The sequence below is a fragment of the Phaeocystidibacter marisrubri genome (genome assembly GCF_008933165.1).
GTDB lineage: Bacteria > Bacteroidota > Bacteroidia > Flavobacteriales > Schleiferiaceae > Phaeocystidibacter > Phaeocystidibacter marisrubri.
This window is the reverse complement of record NZ_WBVQ01000001.1, coordinates 1,201,347-1,214,354: the sequence shown is the minus strand read 5'-3', so window position 1 is coordinate 1,214,354 and position 13,008 is coordinate 1,201,347. Positions and strand designations below refer to the sequence as shown.

The 13,008-nt window shown below is 43.4% G+C and carries 15 protein-coding genes and 1 pseudogene; 13 read left to right on the top strand and 3 right to left on the bottom strand.

Annotated elements, in window-relative coordinates:
* Window positions 1-30 precede the first annotated feature (30 nt).
* Complete coding sequence (locus F8C82_RS05490; RefSeq protein ID WP_151692544.1) at window positions 31-966, top strand: arginase; 936 nt, start codon at window positions 31-33, stop codon at window positions 964-966.
* 28 nt (window positions 967-994) lie between these two features.
* Window positions 995-2,773, top strand: a complete 1,779-nt coding sequence (gene argS, locus F8C82_RS05485) for an arginine--tRNA ligase (RefSeq protein WP_151692543.1) — start codon at window positions 995-997, stop codon at window positions 2,771-2,773.
* On the opposite strand, the pseudogene F8C82_RS05480 reads toward argS, so the two are convergent.
* A pseudogene (locus tag F8C82_RS05480) lies at window positions 2,735-3,010 on the bottom strand (four helix bundle protein); the annotation flags it as partial. The gene argS and the pseudogene F8C82_RS05480 sit on opposite strands and share 39 nt — an antisense overlap.
* Window positions 3,011-3,366: 356 nt before the next feature.
* On the opposite strand from F8C82_RS05480, the gene ffh reads away from it, so the two are divergent.
* Both ffh and F8C82_RS05470 read left to right on the top strand, forming a co-directional pair.
* Window positions 3,367-4,698: a signal recognition particle protein gene (ffh, locus tag F8C82_RS05475; protein WP_151692542.1), complete on the top strand. Its 1,332-nt coding sequence runs from the start codon at window positions 3,367-3,369 to the stop codon at window positions 4,696-4,698.
* 10 nt (window positions 4,699-4,708) lie between these two features.
* Entirely contained in the window at window positions 4,709-5,584 is an 876-nt protein-coding gene (locus F8C82_RS05470) for a bifunctional 5,10-methylenetetrahydrofolate dehydrogenase/5,10-methenyltetrahydrofolate cyclohydrolase (RefSeq protein ID WP_151692541.1), read from the top strand.
* Between the two features lie 10 nt (window positions 5,585-5,594).
* Here the strand turns inward: F8C82_RS05470 and F8C82_RS05465 are convergent, their stop codons facing one another.
* Window positions 5,595-5,927, bottom strand: a complete 333-nt coding sequence (locus F8C82_RS05465) for a hypothetical protein (protein WP_151692540.1) — start codon at window positions 5,925-5,927, stop codon at window positions 5,595-5,597.
* Window positions 5,928-6,118: 191 nt separating this feature from the next.
* On the opposite strand from F8C82_RS05465, the gene F8C82_RS05460 reads away from it, so the two are divergent.
* The 9 genes from F8C82_RS05460 (at window position 6,119) to F8C82_RS05430 (ending at window position 12,587) form a co-directional block, all read left to right on the top strand.
* Window positions 6,119-6,748 (top strand): 7-carboxy-7-deazaguanine synthase QueE, encoded by a 630-nt coding sequence (locus tag F8C82_RS05460; protein WP_223279450.1) that lies wholly within the window; start codon window positions 6,119-6,121, stop codon window positions 6,746-6,748.
* A 58-nt stretch (window positions 6,749-6,806) separates the two neighbouring features.
* Entirely contained in the window at window positions 6,807-7,280 is a 474-nt protein-coding gene (locus F8C82_RS05455; RefSeq protein WP_151692538.1) for a hypothetical protein, read from the top strand.
* Window positions 7,281-7,838: a hypothetical protein gene (locus F8C82_RS05450; RefSeq protein WP_151692537.1), complete on the top strand. Its 558-nt coding sequence runs from the start codon at window positions 7,281-7,283 to the stop codon at window positions 7,836-7,838.
* Window positions 7,839-7,887: 49 nt separating this feature from the next.
* Window positions 7,888-8,325 (top strand): hypothetical protein, encoded by a 438-nt coding sequence (locus F8C82_RS05445; protein ID WP_151692536.1) that lies wholly within the window; start codon window positions 7,888-7,890, stop codon window positions 8,323-8,325.
* 603 nt (window positions 8,326-8,928) lie between these two features.
* Window positions 8,929-9,387 carry a DUF2071 domain-containing protein gene (locus F8C82_RS05440; RefSeq protein ID WP_262714041.1) on the top strand — a complete coding sequence of 153 codons (459 nt, stop codon included), beginning with the start codon at window positions 8,929-8,931 and terminating at the stop codon, window positions 9,385-9,387.
* Complete coding sequence (locus tag F8C82_RS14955; protein ID WP_317132276.1) at window positions 9,323-9,631, top strand: DUF2071 domain-containing protein; 309 nt, start codon at window positions 9,323-9,325, stop codon at window positions 9,629-9,631. Before F8C82_RS05440 ends, F8C82_RS14955 begins: the two co-directional genes overlap by 65 nt.
* Before the next feature lie 48 nt (window positions 9,632-9,679).
* Window positions 9,680-11,752 (top strand): M48 family metalloprotease, encoded by a 2,073-nt coding sequence (locus tag F8C82_RS05435; protein ID WP_151692535.1) that lies wholly within the window; start codon window positions 9,680-9,682, stop codon window positions 11,750-11,752.
* 109 nt (window positions 11,753-11,861) lie between these two features.
* Window positions 11,862-11,990 carry a PspC domain-containing protein gene (locus tag F8C82_RS14985; RefSeq protein ID WP_407675820.1) on the top strand — a complete coding sequence of 43 codons (129 nt, stop codon included), beginning with the start codon at window positions 11,862-11,864 and terminating at the stop codon, window positions 11,988-11,990.
* A gap of 27 nt (window positions 11,991-12,017) precedes the next feature.
* Entirely contained in the window at window positions 12,018-12,587 is a 570-nt protein-coding gene (locus tag F8C82_RS05430) for a hypothetical protein (protein WP_151692534.1), read from the top strand.
* A 22-nt stretch (window positions 12,588-12,609) separates the two neighbouring features.
* On the opposite strand, the gene F8C82_RS05425 is transcribed toward F8C82_RS05430, so the two are convergent.
* Entirely contained in the window at window positions 12,610-12,990 is a 381-nt protein-coding gene (locus F8C82_RS05425) for a PUR family DNA/RNA-binding protein (RefSeq protein WP_151692533.1), read from the bottom strand.
* Window positions 12,991-13,008 lie beyond the last annotated feature (18 nt).

Sequence of the window (13,008 nt, the reverse complement as noted above, 5' to 3'; positions counted from 1 at the left end):
TTGCGGCTCAAATGCATCTAAAAGGCTCAAATGATACAACTGATTAGTGCTCCTTCTGAAATTGGCGCAGGTACACGCGGTGCAAGCCTCGGCTATGAAGCGATGAAAATTGCTTCGCTACATGTGGATCCTACTTTTTTCAAGCGTCACAAACCCGAAGTGGTGGAAACAGCGAACAACCTATTGTTCGAACATGTAGACAACCCTTACGGCAAGCGAATCAAAGGCGTGGTTAAGATGTACCGCAGAATTGCGGCCATTGTAGCTGAAACGATGGATGATGGGGATTTCCCATTGATTATTACAGGAGATCACAGCAATGCAGGTGGAACTATTGCGGGTATTTCACAAGCGAATCCAGACCAGCGTTTGGGTGTTGTTTGGATTGATGCACACAGCGACCTTCATTCACCGTATACATCTCCTTCTGGAAATGTCCACGGTATGCCTTTGGCAACCGCGATTCATGAAGATAATTTGGAATCGGCCATCAATGAAGTGCGCGGTACGGCATTGACTAGCTGGAACCAGATGAAAGGCGGACATCAGCGTGTGAAGCCTGAAGATATCGTGTTTATTGCGCTGCGCAGTTCGGAAGATCCTGAATTGCACTTGATCGACAAGTACAACATGGCGGTTCACCGAACCGAGGCGGTTCGCGAAAAAGGCGTTCGTGCGGTGTATGAAGCAGCCATGGAGCGACTCAAAGATTGCGACATTATCTATGTGACCTTTGATGTAGATAGCATGGATCCTAGCGTGTCGATTGGAACAGGAACTCCTGTCCCGGGCGGACTTACCGAGGCGGAAGCCACGGAATTCCTTCAACTTTTTGCAGCGGAAGAGAAAGTGGTATGTATGGAGTTCACCGAAGTGAACCCGCTCTTGGACGACAAGGGAAATGCCATGGGTGAAGCAGCTTTTAGATGTTTGAAAGCCACCGTTGAAGTACTAGAAAAAAGATAGAGTAGGCCAAAGGCCAAATAAAATTGAAATGAGCGATTTACAATCGAAACTAGCTCTTGCTACTCAAGAAGTATTGCAAGAGTTGTACAACTTGGAAGTTTCTACTATTGATTTCCAAGAAACTCGAAAGGAATTTGAAGGTGATCTCACCCTCGTTGTTTTCCCATTCCTTAGAGCCAGCAAGAAGAAACCGGAAGACACCGCCAATGAAATTGGTGCTGCTCTTCAAGAGCGCTTGCCGGAAGTTGCTCGTTTTAATGTGGTGAAGGGTTTTCTAAACTTGGTCATCGGAGAATCTCAATGGTCGGATTTATTCGAAACCATTGCAAAGCATGAGCATTGGGGTTTTACTACTCCAGATGAGAATTCCCCGGCGGCAATGGTGGAGTACAGTTCACCGAATACCAACAAGCCATTACACCTCGGACACATCAGAAACAATCTCTTGGGGTATTCTGTGTCGCGCATCATTGCCGCATCAGGTAAAAATGTTGTGAAGGTTCAAATCATCAATGACAGAGGGATTCACATCTGTAAAAGCATGATTGCTTGGGTGAAGTATGGAGAAGGGGAAACTCCAGAATCAAGCGGACTGAAAGGAGATAAGCTCGTAGGGAAGTACTACGTTGAATTCGACAAACACTACCGTGCTGAAGTTGCTGCTTTAGTGGAAGGTGGTATGGAGAAAAAAGAAGCCGAGTCGAAGGCTCCCCTCATGTTGGAAGCACAGGACATGCTCCGCAAGTGGGAAGCTGGCGATGAAGATGTAGTAGGACTGTGGAAGAAAATGAACAGCTGGGTGTATGCTGGGTTTGAAGAGACATACAACAGACTGGGCGTTGGATTCGACAAGAATTACTACGAAAGCGAAACGTATATTTTAGGTAAGGCAGATGTGGAGCGCGGTTTGGAAAGTGGAGTTTTCTACCGCAGAGAAGACGGCTCTGTTTGGATTGACCTCACCGATGAAGGTTTGGATGAAAAGTTGGTACTCCGTAAGGATGGAACCAGCGTATACATGACACAAGACATTGGAACAGCTATTCAGCGTTTCAAGGATTTCAATATTGACAGCCTAACATACGTGGTTGGAAATGAGCAGGATTATCATTTCAGAGTGTTGTTCCTGATCCTTTCTAAGTTGGGATATGAGTGGGCTCACCGACTTTACCACTTGTCGTACGGTATGGTCGATCTTCCTTCGGGCAAAATGAAGTCGCGTGAGGGAACGGTAGTAGATGCCGATGACCTAATGGATGAAATGGAATCCACAGCAGAGAAAATTGCAGAAGAACTCGGCAAGCTTGACGGACTAGGTGAAGAAGAGCGTAAGGATCTATACCGCAAGATTGGTATGGGGGCCTTGAAGTACTACATTCTCCGTGTAGATCCGAAGAGAAGAATGATGTTCAACCCAGAAGAATCGATTGATTTTACGGGAAACACAGGACCATTCATCCAATACACTTATGCCAGAATTCAATCGCTAAAACGCAAGGCCACAGACTTACCTGAGGTGGATTTTTCCAACCACGAACTCGAGGAGCGGGAGCGTGAATTGGTCAAGGAAATGGGACGATTCCCAGAGATCATCTCTCAAGCTGCCAATGAGTTCAGTCCAGCTATTGTTGCGAATTACGTATATGATCTCACCAAGCAATTCAACGGATTCTATCAAAGTACCAGCATTTTGAATGCCGAAACTCCAGCGCTCGCCGCCTTCCGTCTTGCTCTTGCCGAGGCCGTAGGAGGTATCATTGAACGCGGGCTAGGCGTGTTGGGGATTGAAGTGCCGGAAAGAATGTAGGATGGGAGTGGGAAGTGAGAGTTCTGGATGGATCTTTGAGATGAAAGTGAGTTGAGTGTGTAGTTCTGCGCACGAACTTGATGAATAGGTAAGGAAGATAAGGAAGGATGTATTGGATTCACGCTCAGCTCCTTCGCTGATGTTGCTCGGGATGCTAGCATAAGAACCAATGATTTGTTCTTTTTGACGAGAAGATTCAATTAAGGAGCTGAGTCTACATGTTTCAATAGAGAGGTTTAGTGCTTTTTTCTAAGCGGTGAGGTTCTGATAATTTCTACTAAGACCGAGCTGATGTTTGGATTTTTCTAATCTTCAGCTTGAATAAGTCAAAACACTTCTTTCAAATGTTTACAAGGAAGTGTTCAGGAGTGTTCACTTAAGTGTGTCATCCCTTATCCTTGATCTCAGATCCCTTATCCTTGATCTCTGATCCCTTATCCTTGATCCCTGATCCTTGATCTCTGATCCCTTACCCTTGATCTCTGATCCCTTATCCCTCATCCCTCATCCCTAATTACAATTCAGCACGGCTCATCTCTCATCTCTCACCTCTAGTATTTATCTTTGCCCCTCATTACTGCAAAGCAATAGATATGTTTGAAAGTCTTAGCGATCGCTTAGATGGTGCCTTTCACGTACTGAAAGGACGAAATAAGATTACTGAAATTAACGTCGCAGAGTCGGTGAAGGAGATTCGCCGTGCATTGGTAGATGCCGACGTTAGCTATAAGATTGCCAAGCAGTTCACGGATACGGTGAAGAAAAAGGCCATGGGGTCTGACGTATTGGTGAGCTTGAAGCCAGGTCAGTTGATGACCAAAATCGTTCGCGATGAAATGGCTTCACTCATGGGCGGTACGGCTGCTAATTTTTCTATTGATGGAAAGCCTGCAGTTGTATTGATGTCGGGTTTACAAGGTTCTGGTAAAACGACGTTCTCAGCTAAACTTGCAAATTACCTCAAGCGCAAGAAGACCAAGAAGGTACTTTTAGTTGCTTGTGACGTATACCGTCCTGCTGCAATTGATCAGCTTCACGTACTTGGGGAGCAAATTGGGGTAGATGTATTCTCGAACAAGGAGAGCAAGGATCCCGTTGAAATCTCTAAAGCAGCAATTGCTCACGCCAAAGCCAATGGCCATAACGTTGTAATTGTCGATACCGCTGGTCGCCTTGCGATTGACGAAGAGATGATGAAGGAGATTAAGGCCGTTCACAATGCTATTGAGCCAAACGAGACATTGTTCGTGGTGGATTCCATGACCGGTCAAGATGCGGTGAATACGGCAAAAGCCTTTAATGACCTTCTCGACTTTGACGGAGTAGTTCTCACCAAGCTCGACGGTGACACCCGTGGTGGTGCAGCATTGACGATTAAAGCCGTTGTAAATAAACCTATCAAGTTTGTCGGTACTGGCGAGAAGATGGAAGCACTGGATGTGTTCCACCCAGATCGTATGGCCGATCGTATTCTTGGGATGGGTGACGTGGTTTCCCTTGTAGAGCGTGCACAAGAGCAGTTCGACGAGAAGAAAGCACGTGATATGCAGAAGAAAATCGCGAAGAACCAATTTGGTTTTGACGATTTCTTGGATCAAATCCAGCAGATCAAGAAGATGGGTAATATGAAAGACCTTCTCGGAATGATTCCTGGAATGGGTAAGATGATGCGTGACATCGATATTGATGACGATGCCTTTAAGCACATTGAAGCCATGATCCACTCGATGACTCCAGACGAACGCAATGATCCAAAATTGATCAATGGATCACGTCGTAAGCGCATTGCTTTTGGTTCAGGTAGAGATATCACTGAAGTGAACCGCTTGCTCAAGCAGTTTGATGATATGAGCAAGATGATGAAGATGATGCAGAGCAAAGGCGGCAAGCGCAATATGATGAACATGATGCGCGGAATGCGCTAATAATGATAGCATGACTTTACTAGATGGAAAGGTAACAGCGAGAGCGTACAAGGAGAAAATCGCACTTGAAGTACAAGAATGGGTGGCCCGAGGCAATCGTCCGCCGCATCTTGCAGCTGTTTTGGTGGGAGATAATCCGGCCAGTGTTGCCTATGTAAACGGTAAAGTGAAGGATTGCGAACAGGTGGGGATGAAATCTTCGCTCATTAAGCTGCCTTCTGATATTTCTCAAGAAGACTTGTTGGCAAAAGTTGCTGAGCTTAATGCTGATGAGGGTTTGGACGGCTTTATCGTTCAACTTCCGCTTCCCAATCACATTGATGAGAAGACGGTTACCCTGGCCATCGATCCTAAAAAAGATGTAGACGGATTCCACCCGGAAAACGTGGGGAGAATGGCCTTAAACTTGCCAACGTACCTTCCAGCAACTCCACACGGTATTCTCATGATGTTGGAGCATTACAACATAGAAACCATTGGAAAGCACTGTGTTGTTGTTGGTAGATCTAACATAGTTGGCTCTCCAATGAGCATCCTTATGGCGCGCAATGCAAATCCGGGAAATGCTACAGTAACGCTTACACACAGTAGAACTGTAGATCTAAAAACGGAGTGTCTTCGTGCCGATATTCTAATTGCAGCAATCGGAAAGGCAAACTTCATTACAGCAGATATGGTAAAACCAGGAGCTGTTGTAATCGATGTTGGCATCAACCGTGTAGACGACGCATCTCGTGAGAGAGGCTATCGTCTAACAGGTGATGTAGATTTTGACGGAGTGAGTGCTGTAGCTTCTCATCTAACTCCAGTTCCAGGAGGAGTGGGATTGATGACCCGTGTCGCTTTACTTCAAAATACACTTCAAGCCGCTAGAGGTGAAAACTAAGTCGCTTGACTTAGTTGAGGATGATTGTAAGTGAATTTTGTTGACCTACCACAACCGTAGTGTCTTGAATTTCCATACCGCGAACTGTCTTCCAAATGTGGTGGTACAATTCAACATTAGAAGCGTGTACCTCTTCTAGTACAAGATGACCAGTTTCATCAATGTGAAACTTGATCTTTGCTCTGCCATAAACGTTGGAAGATTGAGTGAGTGAAACCACTTCCGCAATTTCTTCAGGCATTGGCGTTACGTCGGTTGGAACAGGCTTTACAGGGTTAGCAATGGCTGATGAGGCGATCAGCATGGAAAGTGCAAGCGTAGAGAGCGTCAATTTGAATGTCATCAGTTCTGGATTGTTATTGGTTTTGTTGACAGGACAAAGAGACGGACATTTCAATGTTTTGGGGTTAGAGCACTGTTTTGCTTTGGTAAAAGATGGATATCATTTAGGTTGCTAGAATGTTAACAAGTAACCTATACTTTAGAGTGGAATAATACTGTGCTCACCCCACAGATACAATGTACCTTTGCACCATGGATGATCACCAAAGCGCATTAGTAGAAGCTGGACAAATGCTCCCTTTGATGGAGGCTTTCTATACCATTCAAGGAGAAGGAGCTCATACTGGACGGGCGGCCTATTTTATCCGTGTAGGCGGTTGCGACGTAGGTTGCCACTGGTGTGACGTGAAAGAATCGTGGAATGCTGATCTCCATCCTCCAACTAGGGTAGAAGACATTGTAGATGGAGCCGCTGAGTATTCTAAAACCATTGTGGTGACAGGTGGTGAACCCTTTATGTGGAATATGGTTCCCCTCACCGATGCCTTGCACGCCAAGGGAATTTCCATTCACGTTGAAACTTCGGGTGCCTATCCATTGTCGGGCTCATGGGATTGGGTTTGCTTGAGTCCAAAGAAGACGATGCCTCCCAAAGACGAGTTCTATGCCGCGGCCAATGAACTTAAAGTAATTGTGTACAACAAACACGATTTAAAATGGGCCGAAGAACACGCTGCTAAAGTGAACGATAGTTGTCTTCTTTACCTTCAACCCGAATGGAGTAGAAGAGATGAGGTAATGCCACTCATTACGGAGTTCGTGATGAAGAATCCGAGATGGCAAGTGAGTCTTCAAACACATAAGTACCTGGGAATCCCATAATCAACCTATATTTTCATATCTTCATTTCTGCTACACTGACATTTTCAATACCACGGAAATGAAGCATTTCTTCCTTTTCTTTTCAATTTGCTTTTCTCCTTTTGTATTCTCACAACAGTTTGTGCCTGTTGAGCCAGACACGACTCTGATACGGGAATTGGAAGAAGAGTGCCAATACATGCATACTCGAGGTTTTCTCTATCTACAGCATTACTATGCCAAGGTAGGAGAAAGAGATTCCGTTGACTACATCGAAAATACTCCGGGCCCACCTTGTGCTTATCGTCAAGAGTTTGAAGGTGGGATTTACTTCTCTACCCGCAATTGTATGGAAGAAGGAGGAGGGGAAGAGTGGATTCGTTTTCCTAAAATGGACTTGTCTACCGCACAGGATTTGATCAATACCCTGTTCTACGACAATGATAATGAATGGCTCAGTGAAACGCGTTTTGCACCAGATGGGGCAGGCTGTTCGTATTCCATCTTACAAAAAGAAGACTGTACGGTGATACATTATTACTGTGGTTGTTAAATGAAGACTGTATTGAACTCTTCACAAGAGTTCACGCAATTGGTGCTTAACACTGGCATTGCGACATGGGAAGACTTACTTCTACACGTTAAAGGACTTCCCTATGGTAGAAATGCAAATAGATCCAACTTCAAACTCGTACTTATAGAAGGGTGTGGGAGTTGTAGTTCCAAGCATGCCTTCTTAAAGAGCGTTGCTGATGAAAATGAGGTTCCACAGGTAGAACTGATTTTGGCGATGTATAAAATGAGGGGCCAGAATACAAAGGGTGTATCTACAATTCTTGATCGGTACCATCTCGATTACATTCCAGAAGCTCATTGCTTTTTGCGTGTGAATGGAGAGTGTTTAGACTTGACGAGTTCTACATCTAACTTTGATAGATTTTCGGAAGATATTTTGGTGGAAGAAGTGATTCATCCTGTTCAAGTGGTGGAATACAAGGTTGAAAAGCACCAATCCTTTCTAAGGAAATGGCTCATAAATAGTCAGTTGCCCTACACTTTTGATGAAATCTGGAGTATACGCGAAGAGTGTATTGGAGCGCTTTCTCTCTGAGCGAGTTCCCCGTGGATTTTCATAACTTTCTTTCGCAAAATCGCTCTCTATGATACGTTCCTATCGCAAAAGTTTCCGGATTTATCTCTTTGTCCTAATTGGATTACTAGTTTGCCTCGCAGTGTTCGATCTTAAGTACACGGAGGAGATTGTCATATTTACTGTAGTAGTGGTACTTCAAGGTTTATGGAAAATCCTCTATGACAAAATCTTGGTGGACTTAGTTATAAAGGATGAAGGAATAGACTTTTACACCTATAGCTTCGCTTTTGGAAAATCAGAAGAGTTCCATGCATGGAGTGAGCTTGTTGATATTTCATGCACTTCAGATGAGTTGAAAATGGTCTTAGAGGGAACCAATGGGCCCTATCCTGTAAGAATCTCTATTAGGGCTGAAGTATGGGATGATTTGTACGTAAAACTGAATACACTCAAAAGGCACTGGGAGATAATCGTATCGCATTCGTCTATTTCTGAAACGAATTGAATATCGGATGGGAATTGCGTCAGAGTTCATTGTCAAGCCCCATGCGGCACCGAGCGAGTTAAGTTCTCCTTTCTACCAGAGAAATGAACACTTTTGTCAACAAGTAGAAGTTTTTATTCTAAGTCGCAAGGGGAGTGTAGCTGGCCGTTACAATGCCTTTAGCTATTTCGTAAAGGGAACAATTACAGGAAATCGAACTTGGAAGGTGCTCTATCGCCTTGGACATGAATTGAATCCGTCCTTTGCTCCGAGTCGTGAATACCGAATGATCGAATGGTCTACTAAGTTGAGCCAGAGTGATCAGTTGAGATTCGAAATACATCCGTTTTCTCTTTATGAATTCTTTAAATCCCTTTTTCTTTTCCATTTGAGTTTCCGGAAATTTCAGATAAATGGACATTCCTATATCGTACGATCTAATCGCGCTTCTAAAGAGTTTACAAGTAGATTATCTTCGATATTGGACCTTCCGCTCTGGCGAAATGAAGTGGTTCATGTGAAGTTAAAAAAGGTGATCTTCAGATTTTGCTGTGGACAGATCAGCATTATTTTGAGGAGTTAGACGAACTCATTCAATCACTTTAGCATTCAGATTATTCCAGAATGAAACCCAAAGACATTCTCGCTGTTACTTCTCACCGAGATCAACACCTACCACTTGGGAAATGGAAATATTATCAGGAGTGGAACAGAGCCTTGTTTCTCCATTGGAAGGTGGGCTATGACGAATTGAGGAGTTGGGTTCCATCTAATTTGCAGATTGATACGATGGATGGTCAAGCCTGGGTTTCCGTGGTTGCTTTTACCATGGAGAAGATTCGTCCCGCTCACTTACCTCCATTTTCGCCCATCTCAAACTTTCATGAAATCAATATCCGGACTTACGTTAGTTACAAAGGAACGCCTGGTGTTTATTTCCTGAGCATAGAAGGGGGGGAAGCGCTCGTCTTGTGTTATAGCGAGGAGTCTTTCTCACCTGCCTTATCGATACTCAGCAATGATGCGAAGAGAAGGAAGCTTCCAATCTCGGAATACTCCATATTCAGAAGAGCTAAGGGTTGACTATTCTGTCGGGGATAAGTGTGCAGAAAAGTCACCATTAGATTTGAGGTTAACCGAGCGATATGCGCTCTTTCAAGATAGTGGATCAACACTTCATAGCTATGCAATTCATCATGCAGAATGGCCTATATTCAGGGTCAAAATTGATAATTTGAGATTGGACTATTCCAGATTCAACCCTTTGCTATCGGGCTCCCCGGATAAAGTGCAGTATTCACCTGGAGTGTCGGTACTGGCGTGGTAGCAACCTACAATTTCACGACTATTGTTAAAGTAAATTAGAGCGCTCTCTATGGAAACCGTTTACATTCCCCCCTCGGCAAACTACCGCAAGCAAGTTGCGAAAGCCGTGTTGTCTATAATCTTCTTTATTCTGTGTTACGGACTGTTACTTCTAATTTCTGCAGCATTAGCCATAGGATGTGCCTATGCTGGGGTAATGTTGGCACTAGACTATTATAATTTCAGCATCGTTAAAATCTTCATAGGGCTCGCCATTGTATTGATAGGATTTAGTTTGCTTTATTTTATGATCCGCTTTCTTTTCAAAGTGGATAAGGTGAACACTTCGATGTATATCGAAGTAACCAAGGAGGATCAACCACGGCTGTTTAATCTTCTAGAAGAGATTGTAGAGAAAGTTGGAACTCAATTTCCAAGATCTGTATATCTCTCCCATGAAGTGAACGCGAGTGTATTCTCAACCGTAAATTTCTGGTCACTCTTCTTTCCTTCGAAAAAGAATTTGGTAATAGGAATGGGGCTCATAAATACCACGAACTACAGTGAGCTCAAGGCGGTTTTGGCGCATGAGTTCGGTCATTTCTCACAAAAGTCTATGAAGATTGGTGGCTTTGTGAATCGTATGAATACGGTGGTTGGCAAGATGTTGTCGGAAGAGTCTTATAAGCTAGATGGTTATGAAGATCTAGAAGAGAACTCACTTATAGCGCAACTGGCAAGATGGACAGCGGAATCCATGATAGAGACTATTAGAGCGCAGCTTAGATTGTTGTATTCGATGGTAAACAAGAGTCACTTTGCACTTGCCCGAGAAATGGAATTTCATGCAGACGCTGTTTCGGTTGCGGTATGTGGAAAGGAACCTCTTCGAGAATCACTATTGAGATTTGGGTTGACTACTACCTCATTGGATCACGTTATTCAGTTCTATACACAAAAAATCAATGAATCAGTCGTCAGTTCCAATATCTATCCGTTGCAGCGTTTTGTATTGACAACAATGGCAGAAAAAAGCGGCTTAGAGTTTAAGAATGGTCTTCCTCAAGTAGGAATACACGATATAATGAAGTTCAATAAGTCGAAGTTAGAAATTGACAACAAGTGGGCTTCTCATCCTAAGCTAGAAGATCGCATTGCCAATATTGAGAGTCAGCAGGCTGGGACACCATCCTTGAGCTCAATGATGGCAATGGAAATTCTGAGAGGAGCGGAGTCTCTTCAGGTTGCTTTAACTGAGAAGTTGTTCGCTCAGATTAACTATGATTCAGCGACTGTTGTGCAATCTGCCGAAGACTTCGAGGCCGACTATGCAAAACTAGCCGAGAAGTACACCTTACCCCCCGTATTTAATTCCTACTACGACGCCAAAAAGCCAGTAGACATTGACCTAAATATAGAACCTTCGAATGCAGCACTGCCGTCGTTGAAGGAGCTGTTCTCGGATGAAAAGGTAGACTTAATCTATACGGAAATCGCACTAGAAGGGGACATGACGCTTCTTAAGGACATGTATGCCAAGCGCATTGAGGTTAAGCGATTCTCGTATGACGGCAGGCCTTACAAGCATCATGAGATTAGGAAGTTATTTGAGGAATTGAAGGCTGAAATGGCAAGTCTGACAAAGGCAATCAATGAAAACGATGCTGCCATTTTTCAGTATTTTCATTCCATAGAGCAATCGCTTGGAAAGGGTGGAGAGCTTCGAAGATTATATCAGAACTGGATAGCGTTTAATCAGTTATTCACAGAGAGTGAAGACTTCTACAATTCGATTCGAAAAGAAATTGAATTTATTAATGAAGCACTCCCTTATGCAGAGGTGTTTCAGAAATTCCAGGATTTTAGTATTCGGGAGGTCGACCTCAAGCTACGAATTCTAGAACTACTCAAAGATAAATTCTTCGAAGATGTGATAGATGAAGAATCAAGGCAACTCTTAGAGAGTTATGCTCGGCAGAACCTTGAATATTATGGCAAGCGTGCGTATAATTACAATAATCTCAACCTGCTTTTTGGTGCCATGGATACCTATGTAATGGTATATTCCAAGGGCTTTTTGCTCCACAAGTTTCACATGGTGATGTATCAAGAGGAATTGCTGAGAGAATCAGGAATCCTTTAAAAGCTGACGTTTCTGCGATTAGAAGTGATCATGTTATCAATGTCTATGGTTTACAAACACCTTATTTTGATATTAAGCGTAGATTCAATACCCTCAATAAAATGATATTATGATACTAGGAGTTTGTGAGTGGCTTTCCCTAAAATTGGGTTGGGGAGTAGGAACCATTAGAATTGCATTTGTAATAGCCTTTCTCTTTTTTGGAGTAGGTTTAGGTCTATACCTCATTCTTTGGTGAAGATATTCTCGAAATAAAGAAGATTGGATGAGTCTTACCAATCATTATACGGTGCTCTCCGTTCAGCCTGAATCGAGCAAGTTGAAGATGTTTAAACGCTTCAAGAAAGCGTTTACAAAAGCGGATTCCATTGATGATAGAGAGCGGATTTTGGCCGCTTATCTCGTTTTGTCTGCGTCGACTAAGAAGTATTACGATATTCTGTTGGCGCAGAGCAAGTCCAATGCTGAATTGAATCAAAAATATCTGAATATCATCCTAAATCAAGAGTCTATTGCCAAGCGCCTCATAGATGATCGCCAGCAGACGGCCTTGAAGAAACAATTGGATTATTTTCCGCTCGCGGCCATTATCTTAGATGAATTGGGGTTGTTTTTCGGAACGGATTTAAAGTGGGTATCTCTTGGAATTACTATCGTTATGGTCTCAATAGGACTAACGATTTATGGAATACTATCACTGCTTATCCTCCCTATCATTGGAGGAATATTGGCCTTCATTATAGGGTATGCCATGTTCAGCCAAGGAGTATGGCAGTACAAGCTAGATCATTTTGACAATTGGTTGGAGAAATACCATATAGTACGCAGCACGTAGGTACCACGTACTTGTTATACCCTCAAATATCCTCAAACCTCACATCCGAGAATTGCTTCACGGTTTCTTCGGTTTCACGAAGTGGAGTAGAGTCGTTGTCTTCTATGTTGTAATTGGGGTCGTGAGATTCTGAAATAACCTCTTCACCTTTGTGGTCAATAATGAAATCGGTGACTTCCTTCAACAGGTCGTTGAACTGAGCAAAATCTTCTTTGTACAAATAGATTTTGTGCTTCTTATAGATCTCCGAACCGTCTTCGTTGACTTGCTTTTTACTTTCTGTAATGGTCAGATAATAGTCATCTGCACGTGTGGCGCGAACATCAAAGAAATATGTTCGGCGACCAGCCCTCATTACCTTGGAGAAAATCTCCTCCTTCCCGTTCAACTTTTTGGGATTCATCTAGGCTAATTCAAATAG

Bases quoted from the DNA above. Each gene is read 5' to 3' on its own strand.
- F8C82_RS05460 (WP_223279450.1), top strand. From the start codon at position 6,119: ATGGATGATCACCAAAGCGCATTAGTAGAAGCTGGACAAATGCTCCCT.
- F8C82_RS05455 (WP_151692538.1), top strand. From the start codon at position 6,807: ATGAAGCATTTCTTCCTTTTCTTTTCAATTTGCTTTTCTCCTTTTGTA.
- argS (WP_151692543.1), top strand. From the start codon at position 995: ATGAGCGATTTACAATCGAAACTAGCTCTTGCTACTCAAGAAGTATTG.
- F8C82_RS05465 (WP_151692540.1), bottom strand. From the start codon at position 5,927: ATGACATTCAAATTGACGCTCTCTACGCTTGCACTTTCCATGCTGATC.
- F8C82_RS05445 (WP_151692536.1), top strand. From the start codon at position 7,888: ATGATACGTTCCTATCGCAAAAGTTTCCGGATTTATCTCTTTGTCCTA.
- F8C82_RS05470 (WP_151692541.1), top strand. From the start codon at position 4,709: ATGACTTTACTAGATGGAAAGGTAACAGCGAGAGCGTACAAGGAGAAA.
- F8C82_RS05490 (WP_151692544.1), top strand. From the start codon at position 31: ATGATACAACTGATTAGTGCTCCTTCTGAAATTGGCGCAGGTACACGC.
- F8C82_RS14985 (WP_407675820.1), top strand. From the start codon at position 11,862: ATGATACTAGGAGTTTGTGAGTGGCTTTCCCTAAAATTGGGTTGGGGA.
- F8C82_RS05435 (WP_151692535.1), top strand. From the start codon at position 9,680: ATGGAAACCGTTTACATTCCCCCCTCGGCAAACTACCGCAAGCAAGTT.
- F8C82_RS05430 (WP_151692534.1), top strand. From the start codon at position 12,018: ATGAGTCTTACCAATCATTATACGGTGCTCTCCGTTCAGCCTGAATCG.
- ffh (WP_151692542.1), top strand. From the start codon at position 3,367: ATGTTTGAAAGTCTTAGCGATCGCTTAGATGGTGCCTTTCACGTACTG.
- F8C82_RS05450 (WP_151692537.1), top strand. From the start codon at position 7,281: ATGAAGACTGTATTGAACTCTTCACAAGAGTTCACGCAATTGGTGCTT.
- F8C82_RS05425 (WP_151692533.1), bottom strand. From the start codon at position 12,990: ATGAATCCCAAAAAGTTGAACGGGAAGGAGGAGATTTTCTCCAAGGTA.
- F8C82_RS05440 (WP_262714041.1), top strand. From the start codon at position 8,929: ATGAAACCCAAAGACATTCTCGCTGTTACTTCTCACCGAGATCAACAC.
- F8C82_RS14955 (WP_317132276.1), top strand. From the start codon at position 9,323: ATGATGCGAAGAGAAGGAAGCTTCCAATCTCGGAATACTCCATATTCA.